General features: G+C 68.0%; 24 protein-coding genes. 19 read left to right on the forward strand and 5 right to left on the reverse strand.

Going from position 1 to position 24,677, the window contains the following annotated elements:
* Window positions 1-13: 13 nt before the first annotated feature.
* The 6 genes from NV2_RS26735 to NV2_RS26760 all read left to right on the forward strand — a co-directional run bounded on the left by NV2_RS26735 (window position 14) and on the right by NV2_RS26760 (window position 6,746).
* The gene (locus tag NV2_RS26735; protein WP_067880404.1) at window positions 14-1,510 is read left to right on the forward strand and encodes a CoA-acylating methylmalonate-semialdehyde dehydrogenase; all 1,497 of its coding nucleotides are present in this window, start codon (window positions 14-16) and stop codon (window positions 1,508-1,510) included.
* Between the two features lie 171 nt (window positions 1,511-1,681).
* Window positions 1,682-2,974, forward strand: a complete 1,293-nt coding sequence (locus NV2_RS26740) for a TetR/AcrR family transcriptional regulator (protein ID WP_067880321.1) — start codon at window positions 1,682-1,684, stop codon at window positions 2,972-2,974.
* Between the two features lie 233 nt (window positions 2,975-3,207).
* The gene (locus tag NV2_RS26745) at window positions 3,208-4,299 is read left to right on the forward strand and encodes an amidohydrolase family protein (RefSeq protein ID WP_067880324.1); all 1,092 of its coding nucleotides are present in this window, start codon (window positions 3,208-3,210) and stop codon (window positions 4,297-4,299) included.
* A 27-nt stretch (window positions 4,300-4,326) separates the two neighbouring features.
* The gene (locus NV2_RS26750) at window positions 4,327-5,481 is read left to right on the forward strand and encodes an amidohydrolase family protein (RefSeq protein WP_067880326.1); all 1,155 of its coding nucleotides are present in this window, start codon (window positions 4,327-4,329) and stop codon (window positions 5,479-5,481) included.
* Window positions 5,481-5,876, forward strand: a complete 396-nt coding sequence (locus NV2_RS26755) for a Rieske (2Fe-2S) protein (RefSeq protein WP_067880330.1) — start codon at window positions 5,481-5,483, stop codon at window positions 5,874-5,876. Before NV2_RS26750 ends, NV2_RS26755 begins: the two co-directional genes overlap by 1 nt.
* Before the next feature lie 12 nt (window positions 5,877-5,888).
* The gene (locus tag NV2_RS26760) at window positions 5,889-6,746 is read left to right on the forward strand and encodes an alpha/beta fold hydrolase (protein WP_067880333.1); all 858 of its coding nucleotides are present in this window, start codon (window positions 5,889-5,891) and stop codon (window positions 6,744-6,746) included.
* Here NV2_RS26760 and NV2_RS26765 read toward each other — a convergent pair.
* Window positions 6,743-7,216, reverse strand: coding sequence for a hypothetical protein (locus NV2_RS26765; RefSeq protein ID WP_067880336.1), 474 nt, complete (start codon window positions 7,214-7,216; stop codon window positions 6,743-6,745). The two genes, NV2_RS26760 and NV2_RS26765, sit on opposite strands and share 4 nt — an antisense overlap.
* Before the next feature lie 75 nt (window positions 7,217-7,291).
* On the opposite strand from NV2_RS26765, the gene NV2_RS26770 reads away from it, so the two are divergent.
* Together NV2_RS26770 and NV2_RS26775 are read left to right on the forward strand one after the other, a co-directional pair.
* Complete coding sequence (locus tag NV2_RS26770; RefSeq protein WP_067880339.1) at window positions 7,292-8,590, forward strand: NADH-ubiquinone oxidoreductase-F iron-sulfur binding region domain-containing protein; 1,299 nt, start codon at window positions 7,292-7,294, stop codon at window positions 8,588-8,590.
* Window positions 8,587-8,793: a ferredoxin gene (locus NV2_RS26775; protein WP_067880342.1), complete on the forward strand. Its 207-nt coding sequence runs from the start codon at window positions 8,587-8,589 to the stop codon at window positions 8,791-8,793. Before NV2_RS26770 ends, NV2_RS26775 begins: the two co-directional genes overlap by 4 nt.
* A 236-nt stretch (window positions 8,794-9,029) precedes the next feature.
* On the opposite strand, the gene NV2_RS31585 is transcribed toward NV2_RS26775, so the two are convergent.
* Both NV2_RS31585 and NV2_RS26785 read right to left on the reverse strand, forming a co-directional pair.
* On the reverse strand, window positions 9,030-9,302 hold the full coding sequence (locus NV2_RS31585; RefSeq protein ID WP_067880345.1) for a hypothetical protein: 273 nt from the start codon (window positions 9,300-9,302) through the stop codon (window positions 9,030-9,032).
* 138 nt (window positions 9,303-9,440) lie between these two features.
* Complete coding sequence (locus tag NV2_RS26785) at window positions 9,441-10,190, reverse strand: enoyl-CoA hydratase/isomerase family protein (RefSeq protein ID WP_067880407.1); 750 nt, start codon at window positions 10,188-10,190, stop codon at window positions 9,441-9,443.
* A 145-nt stretch (window positions 10,191-10,335) separates the two neighbouring features.
* Here NV2_RS26785 and NV2_RS26790 point away from each other — a divergent pair, with 145 nt between their 5' ends.
* The 8 genes from NV2_RS26790 to NV2_RS26825 all read left to right on the forward strand — a co-directional run bounded on the left by NV2_RS26790 (window position 10,336) and on the right by NV2_RS26825 (window position 20,309).
* Window positions 10,336-11,886, forward strand: coding sequence for an AMP-binding protein (locus tag NV2_RS26790; RefSeq protein WP_067880348.1), 1,551 nt, complete (start codon window positions 10,336-10,338; stop codon window positions 11,884-11,886).
* Window positions 11,887-11,945: 59 nt separating this feature from the next.
* Window positions 11,946-13,127, forward strand: coding sequence for an amidohydrolase family protein (locus NV2_RS26795; protein WP_067880351.1), 1,182 nt, complete (start codon window positions 11,946-11,948; stop codon window positions 13,125-13,127).
* A gap of 4 nt (window positions 13,128-13,131) precedes the next feature.
* A complete protein-coding gene (locus NV2_RS26800) occupies window positions 13,132-14,559 on the forward strand; it encodes a FadD3 family acyl-CoA ligase (RefSeq protein WP_067880354.1) in 1,428 nt (475 codons plus the stop codon).
* 80 nt (window positions 14,560-14,639) lie between these two features.
* The gene (locus NV2_RS26805; protein WP_067880357.1) at window positions 14,640-16,025 is read left to right on the forward strand and encodes an amidohydrolase family protein; all 1,386 of its coding nucleotides are present in this window, start codon (window positions 14,640-14,642) and stop codon (window positions 16,023-16,025) included.
* 141 nt (window positions 16,026-16,166) lie between these two features.
* Window positions 16,167-17,417 (forward strand): amidohydrolase family protein, encoded by a 1,251-nt coding sequence (locus NV2_RS26810; RefSeq protein ID WP_067880360.1) that lies wholly within the window; start codon window positions 16,167-16,169, stop codon window positions 17,415-17,417.
* A gap of 63 nt (window positions 17,418-17,480) precedes the next feature.
* Window positions 17,481-17,783, forward strand: coding sequence for a DUF4286 family protein (locus NV2_RS26815; protein ID WP_067880363.1), 303 nt, complete (start codon window positions 17,481-17,483; stop codon window positions 17,781-17,783).
* Between the two features lie 115 nt (window positions 17,784-17,898).
* A complete protein-coding gene (locus tag NV2_RS26820) occupies window positions 17,899-19,032 on the forward strand; it encodes an acyl-CoA dehydrogenase family protein (RefSeq protein WP_067880366.1) in 1,134 nt (377 codons plus the stop codon).
* Window positions 19,029-20,309, forward strand: coding sequence for an acyl-CoA dehydrogenase family protein (locus NV2_RS26825; protein WP_067880367.1), 1,281 nt, complete (start codon window positions 19,029-19,031; stop codon window positions 20,307-20,309). The genes NV2_RS26820 and NV2_RS26825 overlap by 4 nt, the downstream gene beginning before the upstream one ends.
* A 139-nt stretch (window positions 20,310-20,448) precedes the next feature.
* Here NV2_RS26825 and NV2_RS26830 read toward each other — a convergent pair whose 3' ends face one another.
* Window positions 20,449-21,411 carry a zinc-binding dehydrogenase gene (locus NV2_RS26830; RefSeq protein WP_067880411.1) on the reverse strand — a complete coding sequence of 321 codons (963 nt, stop codon included), beginning with the start codon at window positions 21,409-21,411 and terminating at the stop codon, window positions 20,449-20,451.
* Window positions 21,412-21,502: 91 nt separating this feature from the next.
* Here NV2_RS26830 and NV2_RS26835 point away from each other — a divergent pair, with 91 nt between their 5' ends.
* The 3 genes from NV2_RS26835 (at window position 21,503) to NV2_RS26845 (ending at window position 23,929) form a co-directional block, all read left to right on the forward strand.
* Window positions 21,503-22,117, forward strand: coding sequence for a TetR/AcrR family transcriptional regulator (locus NV2_RS26835; protein WP_245662792.1), 615 nt, complete (start codon window positions 21,503-21,505; stop codon window positions 22,115-22,117).
* Between the two features lie 218 nt (window positions 22,118-22,335).
* Window positions 22,336-23,106 carry an SDR family oxidoreductase gene (locus NV2_RS26840; RefSeq protein ID WP_067880374.1) on the forward strand — a complete coding sequence of 257 codons (771 nt, stop codon included), beginning with the start codon at window positions 22,336-22,338 and terminating at the stop codon, window positions 23,104-23,106.
* 79 nt (window positions 23,107-23,185) lie between these two features.
* On the forward strand, window positions 23,186-23,929 hold the full coding sequence (locus NV2_RS26845) for an SDR family oxidoreductase (protein WP_084475531.1): 744 nt from the start codon (window positions 23,186-23,188) through the stop codon (window positions 23,927-23,929).
* A gap of 80 nt (window positions 23,930-24,009) precedes the next feature.
* Here NV2_RS26845 and NV2_RS26850 read toward each other — a convergent pair.
* On the reverse strand, window positions 24,010-24,677 hold a 668-nt coding region (locus NV2_RS26850; RefSeq protein ID WP_067880384.1), incomplete at its 5' end, for a LysR family transcriptional regulator substrate-binding protein.

Below are 24,677 nucleotides of genomic sequence, written 5' to 3' on the forward strand. Positions count from 1 at the left end.
CGAACCCACCCACATCGGTCACTGGATCGCGGGCACCGACCGCCCCGGCAACTCCGGCCGCACAGCGCCGGTGACCGATCCGGCCACCGGCCGGGTCACCGGTGCGGTCGCCATGGCCGGGCCCGAGGAGGTACGCACCGCCGTCGCCGCCGCGTCCGCCGCATTTCCTGCCTGGCGCGACACCTCGCTGTCGCGCCGCACGGCCATCGTGTTCCGTTTTCGCGAACTGCTCAACGCCCGCAAAGGTGAACTCGCACAGTTGATCACCGCTGAACACGGCAAGGTGTTCTCCGATGCACTGGGCGAGGTGTCCCGCGGCCAGGAAGTAGTCGAGTTCGCCTGTGGCATTCCGCATCTGCTCGAGGGCGGCTTCACTCAGAACGTCTCCACCGGGGTGGACGCGTATTCGGTGCACGCCCCACTGGGGCCGGTGGCCATAATCTCCCCGTTCAATTTCCCGGCCATGGTGCCGATGTGGTTCTTCCCGATCGCGATCGCCACCGGCAACACGGTAGTGCTCAAACCCAGCGAGAAGGATCCGTCCGCGGCGCTGTGGATGGCGCGGCTCTGGACGGAGGCAGGACTGCCGGCGGGCGTGTTCAACGTGGTGCAGGGTGACAAGGAGTCGGTCGACGCGCTGCTGACCGACCCCGAGATCACGGCGATCTCGTTCGTGGGCTCCACGCCGATCGCCGAATACGTCTACGCCTCCGGTACGGCCACCGGCAAGCGGGTACAGGCTCTCGGTGGCGCCAAGAACCACGCGGTGATCCTGCCGGATGCAGACCTGGACCTCGCTGCCGATGCACTGGTCAGCGCCGGGTACGGCTCGGCGGGCGAACGCTGTATGGCGATCTCGGTGGCAGTCGCGGTCGGCGATATCGCCGACGACCTGGTGGCCAGGGTGGCACAACGGACCCGTGGCCTGCGGATCGGCGACGGTCACGGGGAGGCCGATATGGGTCCGCTGGTCACTCGCGGCCATCGCGACAAGGTGGCGGGCGCCATCGACATCGCCGAAGGCGAGGGCGCCCGGGTGGTCGTCGACGGCCGCGCCGCCACCGGCACCTCCGACGCCGACATCGATGTCTCCCAGGGGTTCTGGCTCGGACCGACGCTACTCGATCACGTCACCCCCGCAATGGCGGCCTATCGGGAGGAAATCTTCGGTCCGGTCCTCGCCGTGGTCCGAGTGGCGGGTTACGAGCAGGCACTCGAGCTGATCAACAGTAATCCCTACGGCAACGGCACCGCGATATTCACTCGCGACGGCGGTGCGGCCCGTCGCTTCCAGTACGAGGTCGAGGTCGGGATGGTCGGAATCAACGTACCCATCCCGGTTCCCATGGCCTACTACAGTTTCGGTGGCTGGAAGAGCTCGCTGTTCGGCGATACCCACGCCCACGGCGTGCAGGGCGTGCACTTCTTCACCCGGACCAAGGCCGTCACCAGCCGGTGGCTCGATCCCAGCCACGGCGGGCTGCACCTCGGTTTCCCCCGCAACGACTGAACGCTGGGCGGCCGTCCGACGCCAGGACGTGGCGGTAGGTCCCCAGCACCGATCCGCCACCCGAAGACAGCACTGCGCCGTCCACCCGGAACGGGTATTCGGTTCCGGGGCTATCCTTCGATCATGACCGGGGCAGGCGGCACGCGCGCGAGGATCGGTCACACTGTGCCTATGCCACGAACACGGACCACGGCGCTCGCCGGTGGTCGTGCCGACAGCGAACGCCGCGACGAGATCCTGCGGGCGGCCGCGGAGGTCTTCGCCTCGGCCGGGTACGCCGGAACCGCGGTGAAGGACGTCGCCGACGCGTGCGGCATCCTGCCGGGCAGTTTGTACCACCACTTCGAGTCCAAGGAAGCGATCGCGGTCGAGCTGCTCGAGCGCTACCACGCGGCACTGGGAGCGGTCGCGCGGGCGGCGCCACCGCCGTCGGCGATCACCGATGCGGACCGGGCGTTCGAGGTCGTCGACGCATTCGCGGCCACGATCGCGGCCTGCGCGCTCGAGCATCGCGCGGCCCTGCAATTGTCGATCTACGAGCCACATACCGGAGCCGGAACCGCACTCGTCGCGCTCGCCGCGGATCCGCCCACCGCGCCGACCGCTGCCATGCGAATGCTGCTCGACGCGGCGGCCGCCCGCGGCTATCTCGCCGCACGGGTGGACCGGGCGGTGCTGGCGGAGCAGTTGTGCCAGACGATGTTGCACACCGGCTTGTCGGTACTGCACCGCGAGAGTTCCGCCGACCGGGTCGCGATGGTGGTGTGCCGGCTGCTGCTCGACGGTCTGCCCGCCGAACCCGCCTCCCCTGCCGAGTTGGACGGATCCGCCGCGCTGCGCGCCGCCCGCGACAGCATCGCGACCTGGACCGAGCCGTTGGATACCGCTGACGGCGAGCGCGTCGCGCGGCTGCGGGCGGTCGCGCGCGCCGAATTCGCGCGCCGCGGCTACGAGGCCACGACGATGCGTGATATCGCTACCGCAGCAGGGATGGGCGCCGGCAGCGTCTACCGCGCGGTGGAGTCCAAACAGGCGCTGCTGGATTCGATCATGGGCTCGTTCCACGACGAGATCTCGCGCGCCTATGCTGCCGTGGTCGCCACCGACAGCTCTGCTGTGGCGAAGCTCGACGCGCTGACGTGGATCAACCTTCATGCTCTGCACCGTTTCGACCTCGAGTTCGCGATCCAGCGGGCCTGGTTTCGTTCCACCCCACCCGATGCCAGCGATGTGATCGAGGTACTGCGCCGGCGCGCGCGCCAGATCGCGACCGTCGTCGAGCGGGGCCGCGCCGACGGCGAGATCCGCGCCGAAGGCATGGCGAAGAGCCGGTTGTCGGCGTGTGTGCGCGATCTGATCTGGATGCCGCCGCCTGTCGTCGCGCGGCTGGGAATCGAGGCCGCCCACGCTCATTCGCGCGCAACACTGCTGTGCGGCGCCACCCGCACGCCGATCCGGAGCTGACCCGGCTGTCCCCGACCCCTTGTGTGACTGGGCCGTTTCGGCGTACATTTGCGGAACAAATATTTGGTTCGCCGTACGCCGTGGGTCATCCACGGCACCGGCGCGCGACATCCGTCCGCACCACGACCGGACCCGGTTGTCGCGCACCATGTCCGCAGTACCGACGGCCCTTCGCGCAATGCCGCTCGTCGGCACCGCCCGCCGCGGTCGTCCCACCCACTCCAGGAGAGCCGATGATCACCCTTCCCGACGGCACCAGCAGCCCGGTGATCGATGCGAGCGTGCACATCTTCTTCCAGGGCAACGCCGAACTGCGCACGTGGCTGCGGGAACCGTACAGTGCGCGTGGCTATCCGGATGTCGAAATGGACTGGTACGGCGCCCCGGGCGGTGAGTTCGCGCCCGCAACGGTGCTGTCCGAGGGCGGCTACCCCGGCTCCGAGCCCGATGCCGTCGGCGCGGTGCTGTTCGACGAGCGCGGAGCCGACATCGCGATTCTGCATCCGATGACGCGCGGTATCATGCCCGATCGCCATCTCGGCACCGCCATCGCGAGTGCGCACAACGAGATGATGATCGCGCGCTGGCTCGAGTCCGGCACCTACGCCGAGCGCTACCGCGGCACGCTGCGAGTGAACCCGGAGGACGTGTCCGGCGCGATCCGTGAGATCGAACGCTGGGGTTCCCATCCGGGCATCGTGCAGATCGGCATCCCGATGCAGTCGCGTGAGCTCTACGGCAAACCACAGTTCTGGCCGTTGTGGGAGGCCGCGGTCGCGGCACAGCTACCGGTGGCGGTGCACATCGAATCCGGTTCCGGTGTCGCCTATCCACCGACTCCGTCCGGACATCCGCGCGGTTACGAGCAGTATCTCGGCTTCATGGCCCTGAACTACCTGTATCACCAGATGAACATGATCGCCGAAGGCGTCTTCGAGCGCCTGCCCGAGCTGCGTTTCGTGTGGGCCGACGGCGCCGCCGACCTGCTCACGCCGATGATGTGGCGGATGGACACCTTCGGGCGTCCGCACCTCGAGCAGACCCCGTGGGCGCCGCGGATGCCCAGCGACTACCTGCCCGGCTCGATCTATTTCGTGCAGGGACTGCTCGACGGTCCCGGCGATGTCGACTTCGCCGGGGAATGGCTCGGTTTCACCGGCAAGGACGACATGATCATGTTCGGTTCCAGCTATCCGGACTGGCAACTACACGATCCGGCACGCCTGCCGTCCGCACTGAGCCCCGCCCAGCGCGACAAGCTGCTGTGGCGCAACGCCGCCGAGCTGTACGGCATCGACATCCCCGCCGCGGCGACGACGCGGTAACCGGCATCGGACATCGAAAGGGACATCATGACTCAGGCGAATACCGAGGTACGCGAACGTATTCCGAGCGCCGATCGGGTCGCGGTGCGCGTGGTCGACTCCGACGTGCACCCGGTACCCCGCCCGGGCCGGCTCGCCGAGCTGTATCCGGAACCGTTCCGCAGCAAGTACTTTCTCAACCATCCCGTCGGCGGCACCCTGTTCTACGACGCCCCCGACTTCGCGTACGCCTACGCGATGCGGGTGGACGCCTTCACCCCCGACGGCGGCTTCCCCGGGAGCGATCCCGACACCCTGTTCGAGCAGTTGATCATCGGGGCCGGGTCCGATATCGCGATCCTGGAACCCGGCCTGCGGCAGGCCCGGCTCCCGGAGGCGACCTCGGCGGCCGCCGCCGCCACCAACACCTGGCTGGACCAGGACTGGCTCGACGGCCACAACAACTGGCACGAACGGTTCCGCGGCTCGATCAGCGCGGCGGCCGAGGATCCGGCCGGTGCGGTCCGCGAGATCGAGAAGTGGGCCGGACACCCCTACATGGCACAGATCCTCATCCGTGCGGAACCACGCCCGGCGTGGGGAGACCCCATGTACGACCCGGTATGGGCAGCGGCGGTGAAGCACAACTTGCCGGTCGCCTGCCATCTCTCGCGCGGCAACTACGAGACGATGCCGATGCCTCCGGTCGGATTCCCCAGCTACAACCACGATTTCATGGTCACCTACTCGCTGCTGGCGATGAACCAGGTGATGAGCCTGATCTTCGACGGTGTCTTCGACCGTTTCCCGGCGTTGCGCATCATCCTGGTGGAACACGCGTTCTCCTGGATTCTGCCGCTGATGTGGCGGATGGACGCCATCTACGAGGCACGCAGACCCTGGGTCGAAATCAAGCGCAAGCCCTCGGAGTACGTCAAGGAACACATCCGGTTCAGCACCCAGCCGCTGGACTATCCCGACGACAAGACCGAGTTGACGCGGGCACTGGAGTGGATGGAGGCCGAGAAGATCCTGCTGTTCTCCTCCGATTATCCGCACTGGACCTTCGACGATCCGCGGTGGTTGGTCAAGCACCTACCCGAGCACACTCGCGAGCCGATCATGTTCGGCAACGGCCTGGCGACCTATGCCACCCTGCCCGCGACCGTGCCGGTGCTCCCCGGTCAGGTGCGGGTGTTCTGATGACCGACGAGACCGCCGCGACGCCGCGGCTGCCACAAGGACGTGAACACGCCGTCGCCACCATCGACGAGATTCCGCCCGGCGCACACAAACTCGTTCCCATCGGGCGGCACGGCGTGGGCGTGTACAACGTCGGTGGCACCTTCTATGCCATCGCCAACTACTGTCCGCACGAGGGCGGCCCACTGTGTGCGGGCCGCGCCCGCGGGCTGACGAAGGTCGACGAATCCGTTCCGGGCGATGCGGTCAGTGTGCGCCCGGGCGAATACATCTTCTGCCCGTGGCACCAGTGGGGATTCGAACTGGCCACCGGCACGACCGCGGTCAAGCCGGAGTGGAGCATCCGCACCTATCCGGTCCGGGTGGTCGACAACAACGTACTGGTCACCGCCTGAGGAGGTCTGTCCATGCCAACAGCCGAAATACGCGGCGGCGAAGTCTATTACGAGATACTCGGCGATTCCGGACCACTGATAGTGCTGACCCCGGGCGGCCGGTTCAGCACCGAGATTCCCGGATTGCGTCCGCTCGCCGAGGCACTGGTCGCCGGCGGACACCGGGTCCTGCTGTGGGACCGGCCCAACTGCGGGCGCAGCGAAGTCGCCTTCTGGGGGCCCACGGAATCGCATATGCGCGCCGAGGTGCTGCACGATCTGCTCGTACACCTGGACACCGGGCCGGTGATCATCGCCGGCGGTTCCGGGGGTGCACGCGATTCGATCCTGACGACGATCCTGCATCCGGAGATCGCGACGAAACTGATTCTGTGGAATATCGTCGGCGGAAACTACGGATGTCTGGCACTGGGTTCGCACTACATCATTCCCAATATCACCGCGGCGAAGATCAAGGGAATCGAGGGACTGATCGAACTACCGGAATGGCAGGAACGTATCCAGGACAATCCGAAGAACAAGTCTCGGATGCTGGCACTGGAGGCCGAGACATTCCAGGAACAGATGTTGCGCTGGCTGGACGCCTATGTTCCGAAACCGGGTCAGACCATTCCCGGCGTCACCGATCACGAGTTCTCGAAGATACGGATTCCGACTCTGATCATTCGTGGCGGCGAGCACGACATCGACCATCCGAAGCGGACGTCGATGGAGGTGCACTGCCTGATCGAAGGCTCGGTCCTGATCGATCCGCCGTGGCCGGAGGACGCGTGGCAGCAGGGGCAGAAGGCCCGCGCCCGCGGGGAAGGACATCCGTTCGACTGCTGGGTGCAGGCCGCACCGGCGATCCTGGACTTCGCCCGGACCTAACAGGCGACGATCACCACCTCCGAGTTGGTGGCAGCCTCGAGCGCGGTCTGAATCCGGCTCTCCGGGACCCGTTCGAGGTCGATCCGCGGCACCCGCACCGTGAGGATGTCGAAACCGGCCTCGCCGGAGCTGCGGTCGATCTCGCCGGTAATGCCGAAGCCGGCGAGGACACCGCGAGCGTCGTCGTCGGTGCCGCGACTGACGAAGGTCACCGGACCCGGTCGCACACCGGCGCCGAACACCTCGGCACACATCGCGAGCACCGTCTGTGACAGCTGCTGGGGGTCGTCGCCGTCGATCAGCAGGTGAATTTCCCGGCGCCGCGGCGGCAAGGATTCGATGTCCGGGGCGGGCAGTGTGATTCCCGATTTCACCGCGCGAATCGTGAGGTCGGAAATCTTGGCGGCGAATACATCTCGGGAGAGTTCCCCCGCGGGATCGACATCGACCCGGATCACTGCGGTACGCATGCCGCCGATTGTAGGCACACCATTTTCTCGGCCCGACAGTTTTCGGGCCGGACGATATTTCCGAAGGACGATTCGATGGATGCGATCGCGAATACGGTGCTCGCCGCACCACCCGAGACGACACCCCGGCTGCTCACCACCGGAGGCGGTACCGAATCGCTGGCCGCCTACCTGGCCGGCGGCGGATACACACCGCTCACCGATCCGGCGCGACTGCTGGCGCAGGTCACCGAATCGGGACTGCGCGGACGCGGCGGTGCCGGCTTCCCCCTGGGTGCCAAGCTGCACTCGGTACATCGCCGCACCCGGCCCGGAACACGGCCTGTCGTGGTGGCCAACGGTGAGGAGGGTGAGCCGGCATCCGCGAAGGACCGGTGGCTGCTGCGCCGGCGCCCGCATCTGGTTCTGGACGGATTACGGTTGGCCGCAGCGGTTCTCGATGCGGATCGCACGATCGTGTACGTCTCCGATTCTCGGGCGGCCGCTGCTGTCGCCACCGCCCTGGCCGAGTCGGCCGGCGCACCGGCGGCACCGGCGCCGGTCGAGATCGTCGTCGTCGCCGCGGGATATGTGGCCGGCGAGGAAACCGCCGCCGTGCGTGCCATCGACGGCGGGCCCGCCACACCCACCGACAAGCCCCCACGCCCCTATGCGGCCGGCGTCGGCGGCAGACCCACCCTGATCAGCAATGTGGAAACACTCGCCCATCTGGCGTGGATCCATCGCCACGGCGCCGAGGCCTTCCGAGCGGTAGGTACTGCGGACTCCCCCGGCACCTTCCTGGCCACAGTCACCGGCGCCGATCGCGGTGCCGCGATCTACGAACTGCCGCACGGCTTCTCGATGCGCGAGCTGCTCGCACTGCACGGTGTCGCGCCGGAGCGGATCCGGGGCGCACTGCTCGGCGGATATTTCAACGGTCTCACCGGTCGGCGCATCCTCGACGGCCACCTCGATCACGAGAGGTTGCGGGCGATGGGGACCGGGCTCGGCTGCGGTGCGATCGCGCTGATCGGCGAGCAGGAGTGTCCCGTCGCGGTGGCGGCCTCGGTACTGGCGTATTTCGACCGCGAGAATGCCGGACAGTGCGGGTCCTGTTTCAACGGCACCGCGGCCATGAGCGCGGTCGCTTCGGCACTGCGCGACGGTGTGGCCGACGAGGCGGATCTGGCGCGTCTGCGCCGATGGTCGATGGTACTGCGCGGTCGTGGCGCCTGTGGCACCCTCGACGCTGCCACGAATACCGCCCGCACGCTGCTCGACGAGTTCCCGGAGGCAGTGGCACGCCACCGCGACGGTAGCTGCGCGGTCTGCGCGGCCACACCGTTCACCGCCTTGCGCCCCTTCGAAGTGGAAGCGATGACCGCGATATGAGAATTCGACTCGACCGCACCCGGTGCGACGGCTTCGGCACCTGCGCGAAACACGCGCCGACCTACTTCACCCTCGACGACTGGGGCTATGCCGGACTGGAAGGGGACGGGTCCGTGCCGCCGGCCGACCGCGACGGAGTTCGGCGCGCGCTGCTCGACTGCCCGGTACACGCGATCAGCGAAATCGCCGATGACGCGGAGTAACTCACTCCTACAGCGGCACCGTATCCGCGCGCCGCTGCTCGACCCCAGCCAGACCCCACCACTCGGGGCCGCACCACTCGGGACCACTCGGGGCCGCACCACTCGGGGCCGCACCACTCGGGGCCGCACCACTCGGGGCCGCACCACTCGGGGCCGCACCACTCGGGGCCGCACCACTCGGGGCCGCACCACTCGGGGCCGAGGCGCCGCCCGTGGACGGCGCCTCGGCGGCGGTATCAGCGTCCCGGCAGGCAGCCGGCAGCGCGCAAGCGCGACGCGAACCCGGAGTTGAGTCCGATATTCGAACCGTTACCCTCGGAACTCAATGTCGGAATGAGTTCCGCACCGAGTCCCGCACCCAATGAGCATCCCAGCAGGTTGATATCGATGGTGATGATCTCGTCGGGCGCCTGGAGCCCCGGATCGTCGGCGGCCGATGCCGCGCCCGCTCCCACAACGGTGGCCGCGGCCACCGCGGCGGCCGCGATTCCGGTCGTGATGATGCGCACGTGTCCTCCCTCTACGCCTGTCCGGCGTGCTTGCACCGAGTGACGCACTCGGTCCTGTCGGCGGCCCGGCACTTACCCGGGCCGCTGACAGGGGTTGACCGATCGGGAGGCCGGAAAACGTCGAACTCTCAGGGTGTCCTAACCGCGGGTGGCACCGGCGGGCGCCGCCGGTGCTGCGCGACGATCGAGCACCTTGTCGGCAGCCTCCCAGTGCGCATCCGAAACCCACAGCTGCGCAAACGCTTCCACCGCCTCGGCCGGTGTGGCCCCGGAGACGACCTGTTTGATCGGCGCCGCCGCGGGATGTGCCAGCGCGGCCGCCGCCGCCCGCCACTGCTGCTCGAAATCGGCCCGCGGCACCACCCGGTCGACCAGTCCGGCCCGTTCTGCCTCGGCCGCGGTCAGCACGGTGCCCGAGCCGGCCAGTAGCAGGGCGCGGCTACGTCCGACCAGTCGCGCCAGCCGTTCGGCGCCGCCCCAGGCCGGCATGATGGCCAGTTTCACCTGATTGAAACCGATGGTGATGTCGTCGGCCGCGATGCGGATGTCGGCCGCGACCGCGAACTCTGCGCCCCCGCCCAGTGCGTGGCCGTTGAGTGCCGCGATCACCGGCCCCGGAAATGCCGCCAGCCGATCGCAGATGCCTCGCATTCGCCACGCCATCCGGGCGGCACCCGCTTCGGTGCGGATCGCGGCCAGCTGTTTGAGATCACCCCCCGAGACGAAGGCCTTCTCCCCCGCACCGCGCACCACCAGTACCCGGGCGCCGGCGGCGGCATCGATCGCCTCGTCGAGCTGCTCCATCGTCTCGGGCGCGATGGCGTTGCGCGCCTGCGGCCGGTTGATGGTCAGTACCGCGACACCGTCGTCCACCTCGAGGTCGACCATCCGATTCTCCATTCTGGATATGTTGCTACTGCAGATCTGAGAATATCATTTCCACGAAGGACCTTTTCTGCGGCAGACCCCCGTGGCAGCACAGCCCGAGCGCGCCACCGGCGTCGCCCCACCCGTCGCGCATTGGAGCTCGAACATGCGAAAGATCCCACAGCACTTGGTCGATCAATACGAGGAGCAGGGCTGGTGGACACGCGACACCATGGGAGATGTCCTGGCACGCGGCCTCGCCGCCGCGCCGGAGGTGCGGTTCCAGGTGCATTCGGAGGTGCGACCGTGGTCGGGCACGGTGCGCGAGGTCGAGCACACGGCCCGCCGCCTCGCGGCCGGCCTGCGCGAGCGTGGCGTCGGCCCGGGCGATGTGGTGGCCTTTCAGCTGCCCAACTGGATGGAGGCCGCGGCAACCTTCTGGGCGGCCTCGTTCCTCGGCGCGACCATGGTCCCGATCGTGCACTTCTACGGCCGCAAAGAGCTCGGCTACATCCTCGAGGCCGTGCGGCCGAAGGCGTTCGTCACCGCGGAGCGGTTCGGCACCATGACCTTCCAGCCCGATCTGTGCGCGGAAGTACCGATCGTCGGCGTGGTGGGCCGTGACTTCGACGAACTGCTCGCCACGGAACCGATGTCCGGCGTCGTCGCCGTCGATCCGGACGCACCGGCCCTGATCGCGTTCACCTCCGGCACCACCCGCGACCCGAAGGGCGTGATCCACAGCCACCGCACCTTGGGTTTCGAAACCCGCCAGCTCAGCGACCATTTTCCGCCGGACCTCGGTGCCCAGCTCACCGCGGCACCGGTCGGTCATTTCATCGGCATGCTGAATGCCCTGCTCATTCCGGTACTCGACGGGGCGGCGATCAATCTGCTCGATGTCTGGAATCCGGAGCGAGTCCTGGAGCTGATGTCGGAGTTCGGTGTCACCGTCGCCGGTGGGGTGCCCTACTACCTGACCAGCCTGCTCGACCATCCCCGGTTCACCGACGAACATCTGCGCCTGATGAAATACGCCGGACTGGGCGGGAGTTCGGTGCCGACGGCGGTCACCGGCCGGCTCACCGACCTCGGCATCGTCGTCTATCGCGCCTACGGCAGTACCGAGCATCCCTCCATCACCGGCTCCGACTGCACCGACGCGCAGCACAAACGCCTCTACACCGACGGGTGCCCGCTACCGGGTGTGGAGATCCGACTGTCCGCCGACGGTGAGATCTTCAGCCGCGGACCGGATCTGTGCCTCGGCTACACCGACCACACGCTCACCGCCACGGCCTTCGACGACGAGGGCTGGTACCGCACCGGCGATGTCGGCCGTCTCGACGACGACGGTTACCTCACCATCACCGACCGCACCACCGATCTGATCATCCGAGGCGGCGAGAACATCAGCGCCGTCGAAGTGGAGGACATGCTGCACCGTATGCCCGCGATCGCCGAGGCCGTCGTGGTCGCGGCGCCGGACCCGCGGCTGATCGAACATGCCGCCGCGGTGGTGCGGCTGCGCGAGGGAACCCCCGCGCCGACCCTCACAGAAGTTCAGGCACATCTCACCGAAGTCGGCCTCGCGAAACAGAAGTGGCCGGAGGAACTGCACATCGTCGACGACTTCCCGCGCACCCCCAGCGGGAAGGTGCAGAAGTACCGCGTCCGGGCCGAGGTCACCGAACGGGGCGCCGCCACGTCCGGGTAGGACATTGCCACGCGCACGCTGTGAGAATATGATTCTCATAACGAACAAAGGAGACTCTTATGACGAAGCTCGAGCTGCCGTATCAGCTGTTCGACGCCGACAACCACCTCTACGAGACCAAAGAAGCCCTCACCCGGTACCTGCCGAAGGAGTTCGAGGGCGCCATCCAGTACGTGGAATTGAACGGCCGCACCAAGATCGCGGTGCTCGGCCAGATCAGCGAGTACATCCCCAACCCCACCTTCGAGGTGGTCGCACGTCCGGGCGCGATGGAGGAATACTTCAAGAACGGCAACCCCGAGGGGAAGAGCCGCCGCGAGATCTTCGGCAAGGCGATGCGCTCGATCCCCGCCTTCCACCAGCCCGGACCCCGCCTCGAGCTGATGAACGAACTCCAGCTCGACCGCACCCTGATGTTCCCCACCCTGGCCAGCCTCATCGAGGAACGCATGCGCCACCATCCGGATCTCATTCACGCCGTGGTGCATTCGCTGAACCGGTGGCTGCTCGAGGAGTGGGGCTTCAATTACAAGGACCGCATCTTCACCGTCCCGGTGGTGAGCCTGCCGATGGTGGACAAGGCCATCGAAGAACTGGACTGGTGCGTCGAGAACGGCGCCAAGGCGATCCTGGTGCGCCCGGCTCCGGTGCCCGGCCTGCGCGGCCCGCGCTCGTTCGCGCTGCCGGAATTCGATCCGTTCTGGAAGCGCGTGGTCGAACACGACGTCCTGGTCACCATGCACTCCTCCGACAGCGGCTACTCGCGCTTCAACGCGGAATGGGAGGGCTCCAATCTGGAGATGCTGCCGTTCCAGACCAACACCTTCCGGATGACCACCGAATGGCGGCCCATCCAGGACGCCGTCGCCTCCTGGGTGTGCCACGGCGCGCTGTTCCGCCACCCCGAACTGAAGGTCGCCGTCATCGAGAACGGTGCCTCCTGGCTCGGCCCACTGCTCGAGAACCTGGCCGACACCTACAAGAAGGCGCCCGAGGGCTTCGGCTTCCAGGATCCGGTCGAGGCGGTCACGCGCAGCATTCACGTCAGCCCGTTCTGGGAAGAGGACCTGCAGGCCATCGCCGACCTGATCGGCGTGGAGAACGTACTGTTCGGCTCGGACTACCCGCATCCGGAGGGATTGGCCGAACCGGCGCGCTACATCAACGAGATCAAGGACATGGCGCTGCCCGATCAGCAGAAGATCATGGGCGGCAACCTCGCGAGGTTGCTGAAGGTATAGCTGCATGAGCTGGGACACCATCCCGCAGATGGTCGCCTCGACGGCCGACCGCTTCGGTGACGCCGAAGCGGTCGTCGACGGCGAACTGCGGTGGAGCTATACCGAACTCGTCGATCGGGTCCGCCGGGCGGCGGGCGCCTTCGCGCAGGCCGGTATCGACCGGGGTGACCGGGTCGCGATCTGGGCGCCCAACTCGGCGCACTGGATCGTGGCCGCGCTCGGGCTGCTCACCGCCGGTGGGGTGCTGGTGCCGGTCAACACCCGGTTCCAGGCGGCCGAGGCAACCGACGTCATCCACCGCAGCGGAGCGAAATTGCTCCTCGTACAGCAGGGCTTCCTGGGCCGTGAGCACACCGCACCCGACGGCGTGCCGCTGATCGATCTGGGTTCGGACTTTCTCAGCAGCGGTGCGCCTTTCCACCGCGAGGTGGCAGGCACCGACATCTCCGACGTCATCTACACCTCCGGGACCACCGGTCGCCCCAAAGGGGTGATGATGAACCATCGGCAGAATCTGCGGCTCTACAGCGAATGGTGCGACCTGGCCGACCTACGCGAGGGCGATCGCTACCTCGCGGTCAACCCGTTCTTCCACACCTTCGGTTACAAAGCGGGCGTGCTGGCGTCGTTCATCCGGGGTGCGACCATCCTGCCTGTCGCGGTCTTCGACGTGGAGCGGGTCTGCGAACTCGTCGCCCGCGAGCGGATCACGATGTTGCCCGGGCCACCCACGCTCTACCACTCGTTACTGGACGCCGGCAACGACCACGACCTGTCGTCGCTGCGGGCCGCGGTCACGGGGGCCGCCGACATCCCGGTGGAGCTGATCCGCCGGGTACAGACCGAACTGCCGTTCCGGACGATCATGACCGGATACGGCCTGACCGAAGCAGGCACCGCCACCGCCTCCCGCCCCGGCGACACCTTCGAACAGATCGCAACCACCGCCGGAACCGCCTGCGACGGCGTGGAATTGCGCATCGCCGACGACGGGGAGGTCCTGATCCGCGGCTACACCGTGATGCAGGGCTATCTCGACGATCCCGACGCCACCGCGGCGGCGATCGATCCCGACGGCTGGTTGCACACCGGCGATCTCGGCACCCTCGACGGTGACGGCCGGCTGCGGATCGTCGGCCGGAAGAAGGACATGTTCATCGTCGGCGGCTTCAACGCCTATCCCGCGGAGATCGAAGGATATCTACTGCAGCATCCGCAGGTGCGCCAAGCCGCGGTCGTCGGGGTTCCCGACGATCGCATGGGGCAGGTCGGCAAGGCCTACATCGTTGCCGGCACCGCCCTGACCGAAGCCGAAATCATCGATTGGAGCCGCGAGCACATGGCGGGGTACAAGGTGCCCCGGTCGGTCGTCTTCCTCGACGAACTCCCACTCGGCGCCACCGGGAAGGTGCTCAAAGACCGGCTGCGGTAACTGTTTCCGCCGCTGTCTCTCGCCGAGGTCGACCGACAGCCGGATCGCGTCGCGCAATCGTTCGCCGGAGGTGGTACCCCATGCTGATCCGCAATGCCGTCGTCTTCGGCAGCGACCGGACCGACATCCGCTGTGAGCGAGGCACCATCACCGACTGCGGTGACGGTCTGCGCCCGCTTCCCGGCGAGGACGATATCGACGCCCACGGCGGATGGCTGGTGCCCGGCCTGCACGATCATCACCTGCACCTGCGGTCGCTGGCCGCGCGCAGCGACGTGATACCGGTGGGGCCGGACCGCATTCGGGGCACGGCCGGACTGACATCTCGTCTCCGCGCGGCGGCCCTGCCCGATACCGATCACACCTGGTTGTGCGCGGTCGACTACCACGACGACGTCGCCGGCGCCCTCGACCGCTGGACGCTGGACCGGATGGAGGTGGGCAGGCCGGTGCGGGTCCGGCATCGCTGCGGCACGCTGTGGATCCTCGATTCCCGTGCGTGCGCCCTGCTCGACGTCGACAACTGTCATCTCCCCGGCGTGGAACGCGACCATCTGGGCCGGAGCACCGGCCGGTTGTGGCGGATGGATACCTGGCTCGGCGATCGGATCGGCGCTCTGGTCCCGGACCCCGCCCGGATCTCGGCGGCGGCCGCAGCCTGCGGCGTCACCGGCTTCACCGATGCGACGCCCGATCTCACCAGACCCGAAGTCGGCACCTTGGCCGCCGCGGTCCTCGACGGCCGGATCGTGCAACGCGTGCACTGCATGGCCGAACCCGATATCGAGGATCCGAAGGTGGACCGATTCCGGCTGGGGCCCACCACAGTCGAGCTGGACGACACCACATTGCCCGAACTCGACGATTTCGTGTTCCGGCTGCGTCGGCTGCACACCGCCGGACGCCCTGTTGCCGTGCACTGCTCGACCAGGCTGCAGCTGATACTCGTGATGTCGGCCCTCGATCTGACGGGCACCATGACCGGCGACCGGATCGAACACGGCGCGGTGATCCCGACGGAGGCGCTGACCTGGCTGCGCCGCAACGACATTCCGGTGATCACACATCCGCATCTGCGGCTCCGGCACGGCACCGACATCGCCCGGAACCTCCCACCCGAGGACCGGCCGGACCTGTGGCGACTGGGGTCACTGCTCGCCGCGGGCGTGGGAGTAGCCGCAGGTACGGATGCCCCCTGCGGGGATCCCGACCCGTGGGCGGCGGTGCGCGCCGCGGTCGAGCGCGCCCCGTGTCGCCCCGCCGCCGAGGCCCTGTCCCCCACGACCGCCCTGTCTCTGTTCTTCGGCACCGCCACCCGGCCACACATCCCACGCACCCTGGCTCCCGGCCACATCGCGGATATGACGCTGCTGCACATTCCGCCCGCGGACCTCGGCAACGTACTCGACGCGTCCGCTGTGGCGGCGACCGTCGTGGCCGGTGAGGTGGTCTACCGGTCGTCGTGACGGCGAGTCCGCACTACCGAACACACATTGGGTGTATCGTCACAACACATTAGGAGAGTATGATTCTCTCGAATAGAGATTGCCAATCTCCCCGCCGGGTCGTCCCGGCCGCCGCCGTTCACACCAGCACCGAGGTAGCTCATGAATATCGATGACATGATCCTGGTCAGCATCGACGACCACGTGGTCGAGCCGGCCGACATGTTCGACCGGCACACGCCGAAGAAGTACGCCGAGTACGTGCCCCGGCTACTCACCAACGATCAGGGCATCGACCAGTGGACCTACCGCGGCCGGCCGGTCGGGGTGACAGGCCTCAACGCCGTGGTGGGCTGGCCCAAGGAGGAGTGGGACAAGAACCCCACCCGGTATGCCGAGATGCGACCGGGCGTCTACGACATCCACGACCGGGTGCGCGATATGAACGCCAACGGCGTCTTCGCGTCCATGTGCTTCCCGACCTTCGCCGGATTCAGCGCCGGCCACCTCAGCCAGTTCACCGACGAGATCACCGTGGCGATGATCCAGGCCTACAACAACTGGCATATCGACGAGTGGTGTGCCACCTATCCGGGCCGGTTCATTCCCAATGCCATTCTGCCGCTGTGGGATCCGCAGCTGGCAGTGGCAGAGATCCACCGGGTGGCCGCCAAGGGTTTCCACGGCGTGACCATGTCGGAGATCCCGCACGTCGAGGGGCACCCGTCCTATCACGACATCGAGTACTGGGGCCCGGTCTTCGCCGCGCTCGCCGACACCGGCCTGGTGATGAATCTGCACATCGGCCCCGGCTTCCGCGCCTTGAACATGGCCCCGGACGCGCCGATCGACAATCTGATGGTGCTGGCACCCAGCGTGTCCCAGATCGCAATCCAGGACCTGCTGTGGGGACCGGCGATGCGCGGATACCCCGGGTTGAAGATCGCCCTGTCCGAGGGCGGCGTCGGCTGGATTCCGTACTTTCTCGATCGCTCCGACCGGCACTACACGAACCAGAAGTGGCTGCGCCGCGACTTCGGCGGCAAGATGCCCTCGGATGTGTTCCGCGAGCACGTGATGGCCTGCTACGTCACCGATCCGACCTCACTGAAACTGCGGCACGAGATCGGGATCGACATCATCGCCTGGGAATGCGACTACCCCCATTCGGATTCCCTGTGGCCCGACGCCCCCGAGTTCGTCCACCGGGAGCTGGAAGCCGTCGACGCGGACGATTCCGATATCGACAAGATCACCTGGCAGAACGCGTGCCGGTTCCTGAACTGGGACCCCTTCGCCCACATCCCGCGCGAGCAGGCCACGGTGGGCGCCTTGCGTGGCCAGGCCACCGACGTCGATCTCACCGTGCGTCCGCGCAAGGAATGGGCCGAGCTCTACGCCCAGCGCGCCTGACCTCCGACAACCTCCGACACTCGGCACCGACTGCCGCACCACCACTATCGTTAGGTATCCACCATGCAGATGCTGGTCTTCTCCACCCCGCGCGAGGGCATGGACGACGAATACAACACCTGGTACACCGAGGTGCACATTCCCGAACTGCTGCAGATCGACGGGCTGACATCGTGCACGCGCTACCGGGCACCGGCCATGGACGGACAGGGCGCCGCGCACCGCTACCTGGCCGTCTACGAAATCGACGGCGATCCCGCGACGGTGTTCCAGCAGATGCGCGAGAACTCGACGTCGGGCCGCTCCACGCTGAGCCCCGCCCTCGATCCCAAGGCCACCCAGGTCACCTTCTGGGAGCCGATGTAGAGCTCCGGTCGCCACCCCGGGGTGGCGACCGGCCACCACTTCCCCGTTCCCGCGGCAGCCGTCGGCACACCGGTCTGCCGCGGGACAGTGACGCAGGCCCCGTGGAGGATGCCGCATGCCCGCCGACCCGACCGCCGATCAACGCCTGTTCCAGACGACGACGCGCGATTTTCTCGCCGCCTCGGCGCCGCTCGAGACCGTACGCCGGCTCTCCGCGGACGCTGCCGGTTTCGAGCGCGACTGGTGGCGGCGCGGCGCCGAACTCGGCTGGACCGCACCGCTGGTTCCCGAACAGTTCGGCGGCGGCGCGGTCTCCGGCGACCCGATGGCCGACCTCGCACTGATCGCGGAAGAGTTCGGCCGGGCATGCGCGCCCGGGCCACTGATCACCGTGAACGCGACGCTGACCGGATTGCTGGGCAGCGCGGCCGATTTCGGCGCCACGATCGGCGCGATCGTGTCCGGTGCGACAATCGCGTCCTGGGCTCACTACGAGCCCGGCACCGGTGTATGCCCCGCGCGGTTCACCACCGTCGCTACTCCCGACGGTGACGGCTTCCGCCTCTCCGGCACGAAGGATCGGGTGGAATTCGGCGCCCAGGCCGAGCTGCTGCTGGTCGACGCGGCGGGCCCGGACGGCCCGGTACAGCTTCTGGTGCCGGCCGATGCCCCCGGTATCACCCGCACACCCACCTGGACGCTGGATGTGGTGCGCCGCACGGCCACCGTCGTTCTCGACGACGTGGCCGTGCCGGCCCACGCCGTCGTCCACCGTGATCCCGGTGCCGCGCGCGCCTCCACCGAGGCCCAACTGCTGGTGGCCGCGGCGCTGAGCGCCGCGGAGATGACCGGCGCCGCCCAGCACGCCTTCGACGCCACCCTGCAGTGGATGACCGACCGCTACACCTTCGGCCGCCCGCTGGCCTCGTATCAAGCACTCAAACACCGCGCCGCCGACGCCGCGACCACACTCGACGCCTGCCGGGCGACCTCCTGGGCCGCCGCCCGCAGTTTCGGCGACGATCCACACCGCGCCACCGAGGCCGTGGCCGTCGCGAAATCGTTCGTCGGCGCGACCACCGGTGAGGTCCTGCAGGAGTGCGTGCAGATCCACGGTGGTCTCGGCGTCACCTGGGAACACGATCTGCACCTGTTCCTGCGCCGAGTGACCCTCGGGCGCGCCCTCTACGGCACTCCCGCCGAACACCGGCGCCGGCTCACCGATCTGCTGGAGGCGATTCCCGCATGAGCACCACTCCCACCGAAACCAGCACCGCCACCACGGCATCGAGAGGCAGCGCCGCAACGGAATCGGTGGACAGCTTCCGCGACCGCGCCCGCCGCTGGCTGGCCGACACACTGCCGCCCGCGCCCCCCATCACCTCCGGGGAACAGAAATCGCCCGAAGTCTGGAAGCGGGCCCGCGAACTGCAGCGCATCCTCTACGACGGTGGCTTCGCCGGGATCTGCTTCCCCACCGAATACGGCGGACTGGGCCTGAGTGCCGCACACCAGCGCGCGTTCACCGCCGAGTCGCGCGGCTACGAGATGCCACTGGCGCTCAACGTCCCGACGCTGACCATCTGTGCGGCAACACTTCTCGATATGGGCAGTGAGGAACAGAAACGTACCCACCTGCCCGCGGTGTTGCGCGGGCAGGAGGCGATGGTGCAGTTCCTGTCCGAGCCACGCGGTGGCTCCGACCTCGCCGGGCTCACCACCCGCGCCGACCGTCGCGGCGACCGGTGGATCCTCAACGGCTCCAAGATCTGGAGTTCGGGTGCCTACGCCGCCGACTACGCCCTGTGCCTGGCCCGCACCGACTGGGAGGTGCCCAAGCACGCCGGGCTCACCATGTTCCTGCTTCCCATCGACTCACCCGGACTCACCATCCGCCGGATCACCCAGGTCGACGGCTCCACGGAGTTCTGCCAGGAGTTCTTCGACGATGTGGAGATCCCCGCCGACGCCGTCGTCGGGGAGGTGAACGACGGCTGGGCCGTCGCGAGCCGGCTGCTGCAGCACGAACGCAGCGCCGTCGGCGGCGGATCGCCGTATGCCAGCGGTGCGGAGCAGCACAGTGGCCGCGATGTGCGTGGTCTGATCGAGATCGCCCGGCGCACCGGACAACTCGACGACCCACGGGTCCGGGAGGAGATCGGCGCGGCCCACGCCATGAATATGGTCCACGACCAGCTCATCGCGCACGTCGGCGCCCGCATCGCCGCCGGCGACCTGCCCCCGGCGGCCGGCTCGGTCGTGCGGCTGTTCAGCGCCCGCAACTCCTGGTTCCAATCCGATGCCGCACTGCACATCGCCGGTGCCGCAGCCGCCACCGGCGACCCCGGCGACGATCCCGGCCTCGGCCGAGCCGGTCAGGACTACCTGTTCCGCCAGGCCTGGAGCCTCGCCGGTGGCAGCACCGAAATGGCCCGCAACATCATCAGCGAACGCGTCCTGGGTATGCCCCGCGAATACGCCGCGGACCGCGATGTGCCGTTCAACCAGGTGCAACGGGGGCGGTAGACGCCCGCCTCCGCGATCACGGCCGCAACTCGCACCGGGAGCGCCACACCTCGGTATGGGTGTGGTCCGGGAGATCACGGCTGAGCCCCGACGTATCCTTCGCTCGGCGGTCGGTTCGAGCGAGGAACGATCCGGCCCCTTACGGAGTGAGTACGATCCGGCCGAACACGGCGCCGGACTGCATCATCCGATGTGCCTCCACCGCATCGTCCAGCGAAAGAGTCTGGTGCACAACAGCTTTCACTTCGCCCCGGACAGCGGCGTCGAACACTTGCGCGACTGCGGCGCTCCGTTGCGACATCGGCACGGTATCGGCGCTGAAGGTCGCGAACGACACGGACTTCTTGAAGGCCGCGATCAGTGCCGTCCCGAAGTCCGCCGGTGGCCACCCGCCCATGACACCGAGGGTGACCATCCGGCCGTTCGGTTCGAGCCTGCCGAGGAACGACGGCAGTTCGGCACCGGCGACGATATCGATGATCACGTCGTATCCGGCCGGCGCATCGGTGCCACCGGTTCCCGCTCGGTCCAGTACATGGGTCGCGCCGAGCTCACGCAGTCGTTCACCTCGTGCCGCCGAGGAGGTCGTGACCGCGAGCGCGCCGGCACCACCACGCGCGGCCAGCTGCACCGCCATCACTCCGATGCCACCCGCCGCGCCGCGCACCAGCACCGACTCCCCCGCAGCGAAATGCGCGTGGCGCAGCGCGTGCTGCGCGACCATGCCGGACGTGCCGAGGGTCACCGCCTGCGCGGGCGACAGCCCCGCAGGTAGTGCCACCACCGAAACCTCCTGAGCCGAAGCCAATTCGGCGTACCCACCGCCTTCGCCGGTGAACGCCCACACCCGACGTCCGATCCACTCGGTGCTCACTCCCGCGCCGACCGCCACCACCGTTCCGGCCACCTCGTTGCCGGGCACATGTCCGCGAGCGAACCCGTAGTCCCCCAGCGAACCGCTGCGAATCACGGTGTCGACGCCGCCGACCCCGATCGCTTCGGTGTCGATCAGTAGCTCTCCGGCCGCCGGGCCGAGGTCGGGCACGTCGGCCACCGCGAGCCCCTCGGGACCTCCGAACGTCTCGATCACTACCGCTTTCATCGGCATCCTCCGTTCCATTCGATCGGTACCGACCAGCACCGATGACCGAACCGTAACGGACGCCCCCGTCCGTTTAGCTAAAGTGAGAGTGGTGAGCACCTCTTCGACTCGGATGACCCGCTCGGACGCCCTGGACAACCGCGAACGCATCCTCGACGCGGCCCGCACCGTGTTCGTCGCCGACGGCCTGGACGTCCCGATCCGCGAGATCGCCCGCCGCGCGGGCGTCGGTCCCGCCACCTTGTACCGGCATTTCCCGACCAAGGAGATATTGGTCGCCGAGGCGTTCACCGATCAGATGCTCGCCTGCAAGACCATCGTGGACGACGGGCTCGCCGATCCGGACCCCTGGCACGGATTCTGCCGCGCGGTGGAGAGACTGTGCGAGATATACGCCCACGATCGCGGCTTCATCGCGGCGTTCATGGCCGGCTACCCCCGCGCACTGGACTTCGCCGCGATCCGCCGAGCGTCGCTGACCGGTGCGGCCGAACTGCTGCGCCGCGCCCAGGCCACCGGCCGGCTACGCCCCGACATCGTCCTCGACGATCTGGTCATGACGATCATGGCCAACAACGGAATCCAGGCGAGCACACCTGCCGGTCGACTCGCCGCCGCCCGCCGCTTCGCCGCCCTCATGATCGACGCCTTCCGGAATACGCCCGGAACCACCCCGCTCCCCCCGGTGCCGCGATTGGCGCCCTGAGCACCCACACCGGCACCACGTCCCGTCCACCCTCCCGGCGGAATAGACATCCCCTATAGCGTCCACTCACTATTCGTCTTTGCCCCCCGATCTTTTCCCGGCCTACTCTGAAAAAGTCCCGGCGACGCACGCAAGGCAATTCCTTCGGAAATTGCCTGCCGCATAGTCAATCCCTTTTCCGCCGGGTATTCGTCTACGCAATCGAGAGGACCGGTGGCATGACCACATTCGACACAGCAGCACCGATTTCGGAGCTCGCGGGAAAACGGGCACTGGTAACCGGGGGTTCTCGCGGCATCGGCGCGGCCGTGGTGCGCCACTTCCTCGACGCGGGGGCCCGGGTGGTCACCACCGCCCGGTCACAGACCACCACCGTGCCCGAAGGGGCCACCTTCGTGGCTGCCGACGTCCGCACTCCGGCCGGCACGCAGGCGCTCGCCTCGGCCACCCGGGAGGTACTCGGCGGCGTGGATATCGTGGTGCACAACGCCGGCGGGGCGCACCCCTACCTGGGCAGCGCAGCGATCCCCGACTCGGAGTGGCAGAGCGCTCTGGAGCTGAATCTGCTCGCCGCCGTGCGGCTGGATGCCCTGATCACACCCGCTATGCGAGAACAGCATTCGGGGGCCATCGTGCACATCTCCTCGGCCGCGGTGCCCACCCCGGTCGCCCCCTTCCTGCATTACACCGCGGCGAAGGCCGCACTGGAGAACTACAGCCGTGGCCTGGCCGCGGAGTTGGCGCCGTCCGGCATCCGGGTCAATACGGTCTCACCCGGCCGCACCGCCACCCCGGGCGGCGAGCAGACGCGGGAACTGTGGGCGCAACTGGATGACACCGCGGTCCCGACGGATGTTCCCGCTGTACCGCTGGGGCGTGACGGCAGCCCGGACGACATCGCGCAGGCGGTGCTGTTCCTGGTCTCGGGCCGGGCCGGCTGGCTCACCGGCAGCAGCCTCGTGGTGGACGGCGGCGAATTCCACCGGTGACACCTCTCGGTGCACAGGAAATGCACCGGTGGACCGCGACGGCCAGAAGAATTACGGAAGAAAGCAGAGGAATCCGACCGTGGCCGAATTCGACAACAAGAATGTCGTGATCACCGGTGGTGGCAGCGGCATGGGATTCGCGATGGCGAGGCTGCTCGTCGACGGTGGGGCCCGTGTCGTGATCACCGGGCGCTCGCAGCGCACACTCGACGCTGCCGCACAGCAGCTCGGCGAGAACGCGGTGACGGTCCGCGGCGACGTCTCCGTGCCGGTCGATCTGGACGCCCTCGCCGAGCGGGTGGCCGTCGAGTTCGGTGCTGTCGACGCACTGTTCGTCAACGCAGGTATCGCCACCCTCACCCCGTTCGGCTCGACGACCGAACGCGAGTACGACGAACTGTTCGACGTCAACGTGAAAGGTGCCTTCTTCACCGTGCAGAAGCTGGCGCCGCTGTTACACCCGGGCGCCGGCATCGTCCTGACGACTTCGGTCGCGAACGTCATGGGCATGGTGGACACCAGTGTCTATGCGGCGAGCAAGGCGGCGTTGCGGTCGATGGCTCGCAGCCTGGCGCGCGAACTGCTCCCGCGCGATATCCGGGTCAACGCGATCAGCCCGGGCCCCGTCGACACGGGAGCGCTCGACTCGGCGATGACCGCGGAGGCGGCTGCGGAGTTCAAGGCGCAGCGGGTGGCGGACAATCCGATGCGGCGCTTCGGCACTCCCGAGGAGATCGCCAGGGCAGCAGCGTTTCTCGCTTTCGACGCCACCTACACCACCGGTGCCGAGTTCGCGGTGGACGGAGGTGTCACCCAGCTCTGATTTTCCTGCTGCGCCGATCGATCCCCCGGTAGGCGCGCCGCGCGAAGACCGTTACCTCGACCACGGTCGCGGTCTTCGCTTCAGGAGGCACGCAACAGTGTCGGCGGCTGCGACCAGGTCTGCTCACGCAGCAGGTCGAGAAGAGTCGTTTCCGCCGGCCCGGCACCGTCCCGGACCACGGCGATCACCGGTTGCGAGACGGCCGGGAACACCGGGCGGACGAGCTGTTCGTATCCGGGCGGCACCGCGGAGGCCGGCACGAGCGTCGGTCCGAGACCGTGAGCGGCCCAGCGCACGGCCGTCGCCGCCTGCGACACCCGGGCTGCGGTCGCCGGCGGGACACCGGTGTCCCGCAGCGCGGACAGCAGGACGGCATCGAGCGCGCTGTCGCGATCGAACCGCACCCAAGGCTCGGCGACGAGCTCGCTCAGTTCGACCCGGTCACCGGCGAGCAGCCGGTGACCGGCACCCAGCACCACGACGAATTCCTCGGCGCCGAGGCGGTGTGCGCTCTGCGGCGACTGGTCACAGGCGGCCATCAGCGCCAGGTCCAGCACACCCCGACGGCACAGCCGATCCAGCTCCGCCGAGCTCGGCTCCTCGTAGACCGTCACCTCGAGACGCGGGAAACGCCGGCGCAACTCCCCGAGCGCCGCGGGCAGTTGCCCGGTGCCGAACCCGAGTTGCACCGACACCACCAGTTCACCGACCAGCTCGTCGGCACCGGCTCGCGCCGTCGCCCGCGCCC

This window comes from Nocardia vermiculata NBRC 100427, assembly GCF_001613265.1.
In the GTDB taxonomy this organism is placed as follows: domain Bacteria; phylum Actinomycetota; class Actinomycetes; order Mycobacteriales; family Mycobacteriaceae; genus Nocardia; species Nocardia vermiculata.

What these genes read in the sequence shown, in the direction of transcription:
- NV2_RS26740 (WP_067880321.1), top strand. Translation starts at nt 1,682, where the DNA reads ATGCCACGAACACGGACCACGGCGCTCGCCGGTGGTCGTGCCGACAGC.
- NV2_RS26745 (WP_067880324.1), top strand. Translation starts at nt 3,208, where the DNA reads ATGATCACCCTTCCCGACGGCACCAGCAGCCCGGTGATCGATGCGAGC.
- NV2_RS26750 (WP_067880326.1), top strand. Translation starts at nt 4,327, where the DNA reads ATGACTCAGGCGAATACCGAGGTACGCGAACGTATTCCGAGCGCCGAT.
- NV2_RS26755 (WP_067880330.1), top strand. Translation starts at nt 5,481, where the DNA reads ATGACCGACGAGACCGCCGCGACGCCGCGGCTGCCACAAGGACGTGAA.
- NV2_RS26760 (WP_067880333.1), top strand. Translation starts at nt 5,889, where the DNA reads ATGCCAACAGCCGAAATACGCGGCGGCGAAGTCTATTACGAGATACTC.
- NV2_RS26765 (WP_067880336.1), bottom strand. Translation starts at nt 7,216, where the DNA reads ATGCGTACCGCAGTGATCCGGGTCGATGTCGATCCCGCGGGGGAACTC.
- NV2_RS26770 (WP_067880339.1), top strand. Translation starts at nt 7,292, where the DNA reads ATGGATGCGATCGCGAATACGGTGCTCGCCGCACCACCCGAGACGACA.
- NV2_RS26775 (WP_067880342.1), top strand. Translation starts at nt 8,587, where the DNA reads ATGAGAATTCGACTCGACCGCACCCGGTGCGACGGCTTCGGCACCTGC.
- NV2_RS26785 (WP_067880407.1), bottom strand. Translation starts at nt 10,190, where the DNA reads ATGGTCGACCTCGAGGTGGACGACGGTGTCGCGGTACTGACCATCAAC.
- NV2_RS26790 (WP_067880348.1), top strand. Translation starts at nt 10,336, where the DNA reads ATGCGAAAGATCCCACAGCACTTGGTCGATCAATACGAGGAGCAGGGC.
- NV2_RS26795 (WP_067880351.1), top strand. Translation starts at nt 11,946, where the DNA reads ATGACGAAGCTCGAGCTGCCGTATCAGCTGTTCGACGCCGACAACCAC.
- NV2_RS26800 (WP_067880354.1), top strand. Translation starts at nt 13,132, where the DNA reads ATGAGCTGGGACACCATCCCGCAGATGGTCGCCTCGACGGCCGACCGC.
- NV2_RS26805 (WP_067880357.1), top strand. Translation starts at nt 14,640, where the DNA reads ATGCTGATCCGCAATGCCGTCGTCTTCGGCAGCGACCGGACCGACATC.
- NV2_RS26810 (WP_067880360.1), top strand. Translation starts at nt 16,167, where the DNA reads ATGAATATCGATGACATGATCCTGGTCAGCATCGACGACCACGTGGTC.
- NV2_RS26815 (WP_067880363.1), top strand. Translation starts at nt 17,481, where the DNA reads ATGCAGATGCTGGTCTTCTCCACCCCGCGCGAGGGCATGGACGACGAA.
- NV2_RS26820 (WP_067880366.1), top strand. Translation starts at nt 17,899, where the DNA reads ATGCCCGCCGACCCGACCGCCGATCAACGCCTGTTCCAGACGACGACG.
- NV2_RS26825 (WP_067880367.1), top strand. Translation starts at nt 19,029, where the DNA reads ATGAGCACCACTCCCACCGAAACCAGCACCGCCACCACGGCATCGAGA.
- NV2_RS26830 (WP_067880411.1), bottom strand. Translation starts at nt 21,411, where the DNA reads ATGAAAGCGGTAGTGATCGAGACGTTCGGAGGTCCCGAGGGGCTCGCG.
- NV2_RS26840 (WP_067880374.1), top strand. Translation starts at nt 22,336, where the DNA reads ATGACCACATTCGACACAGCAGCACCGATTTCGGAGCTCGCGGGAAAA.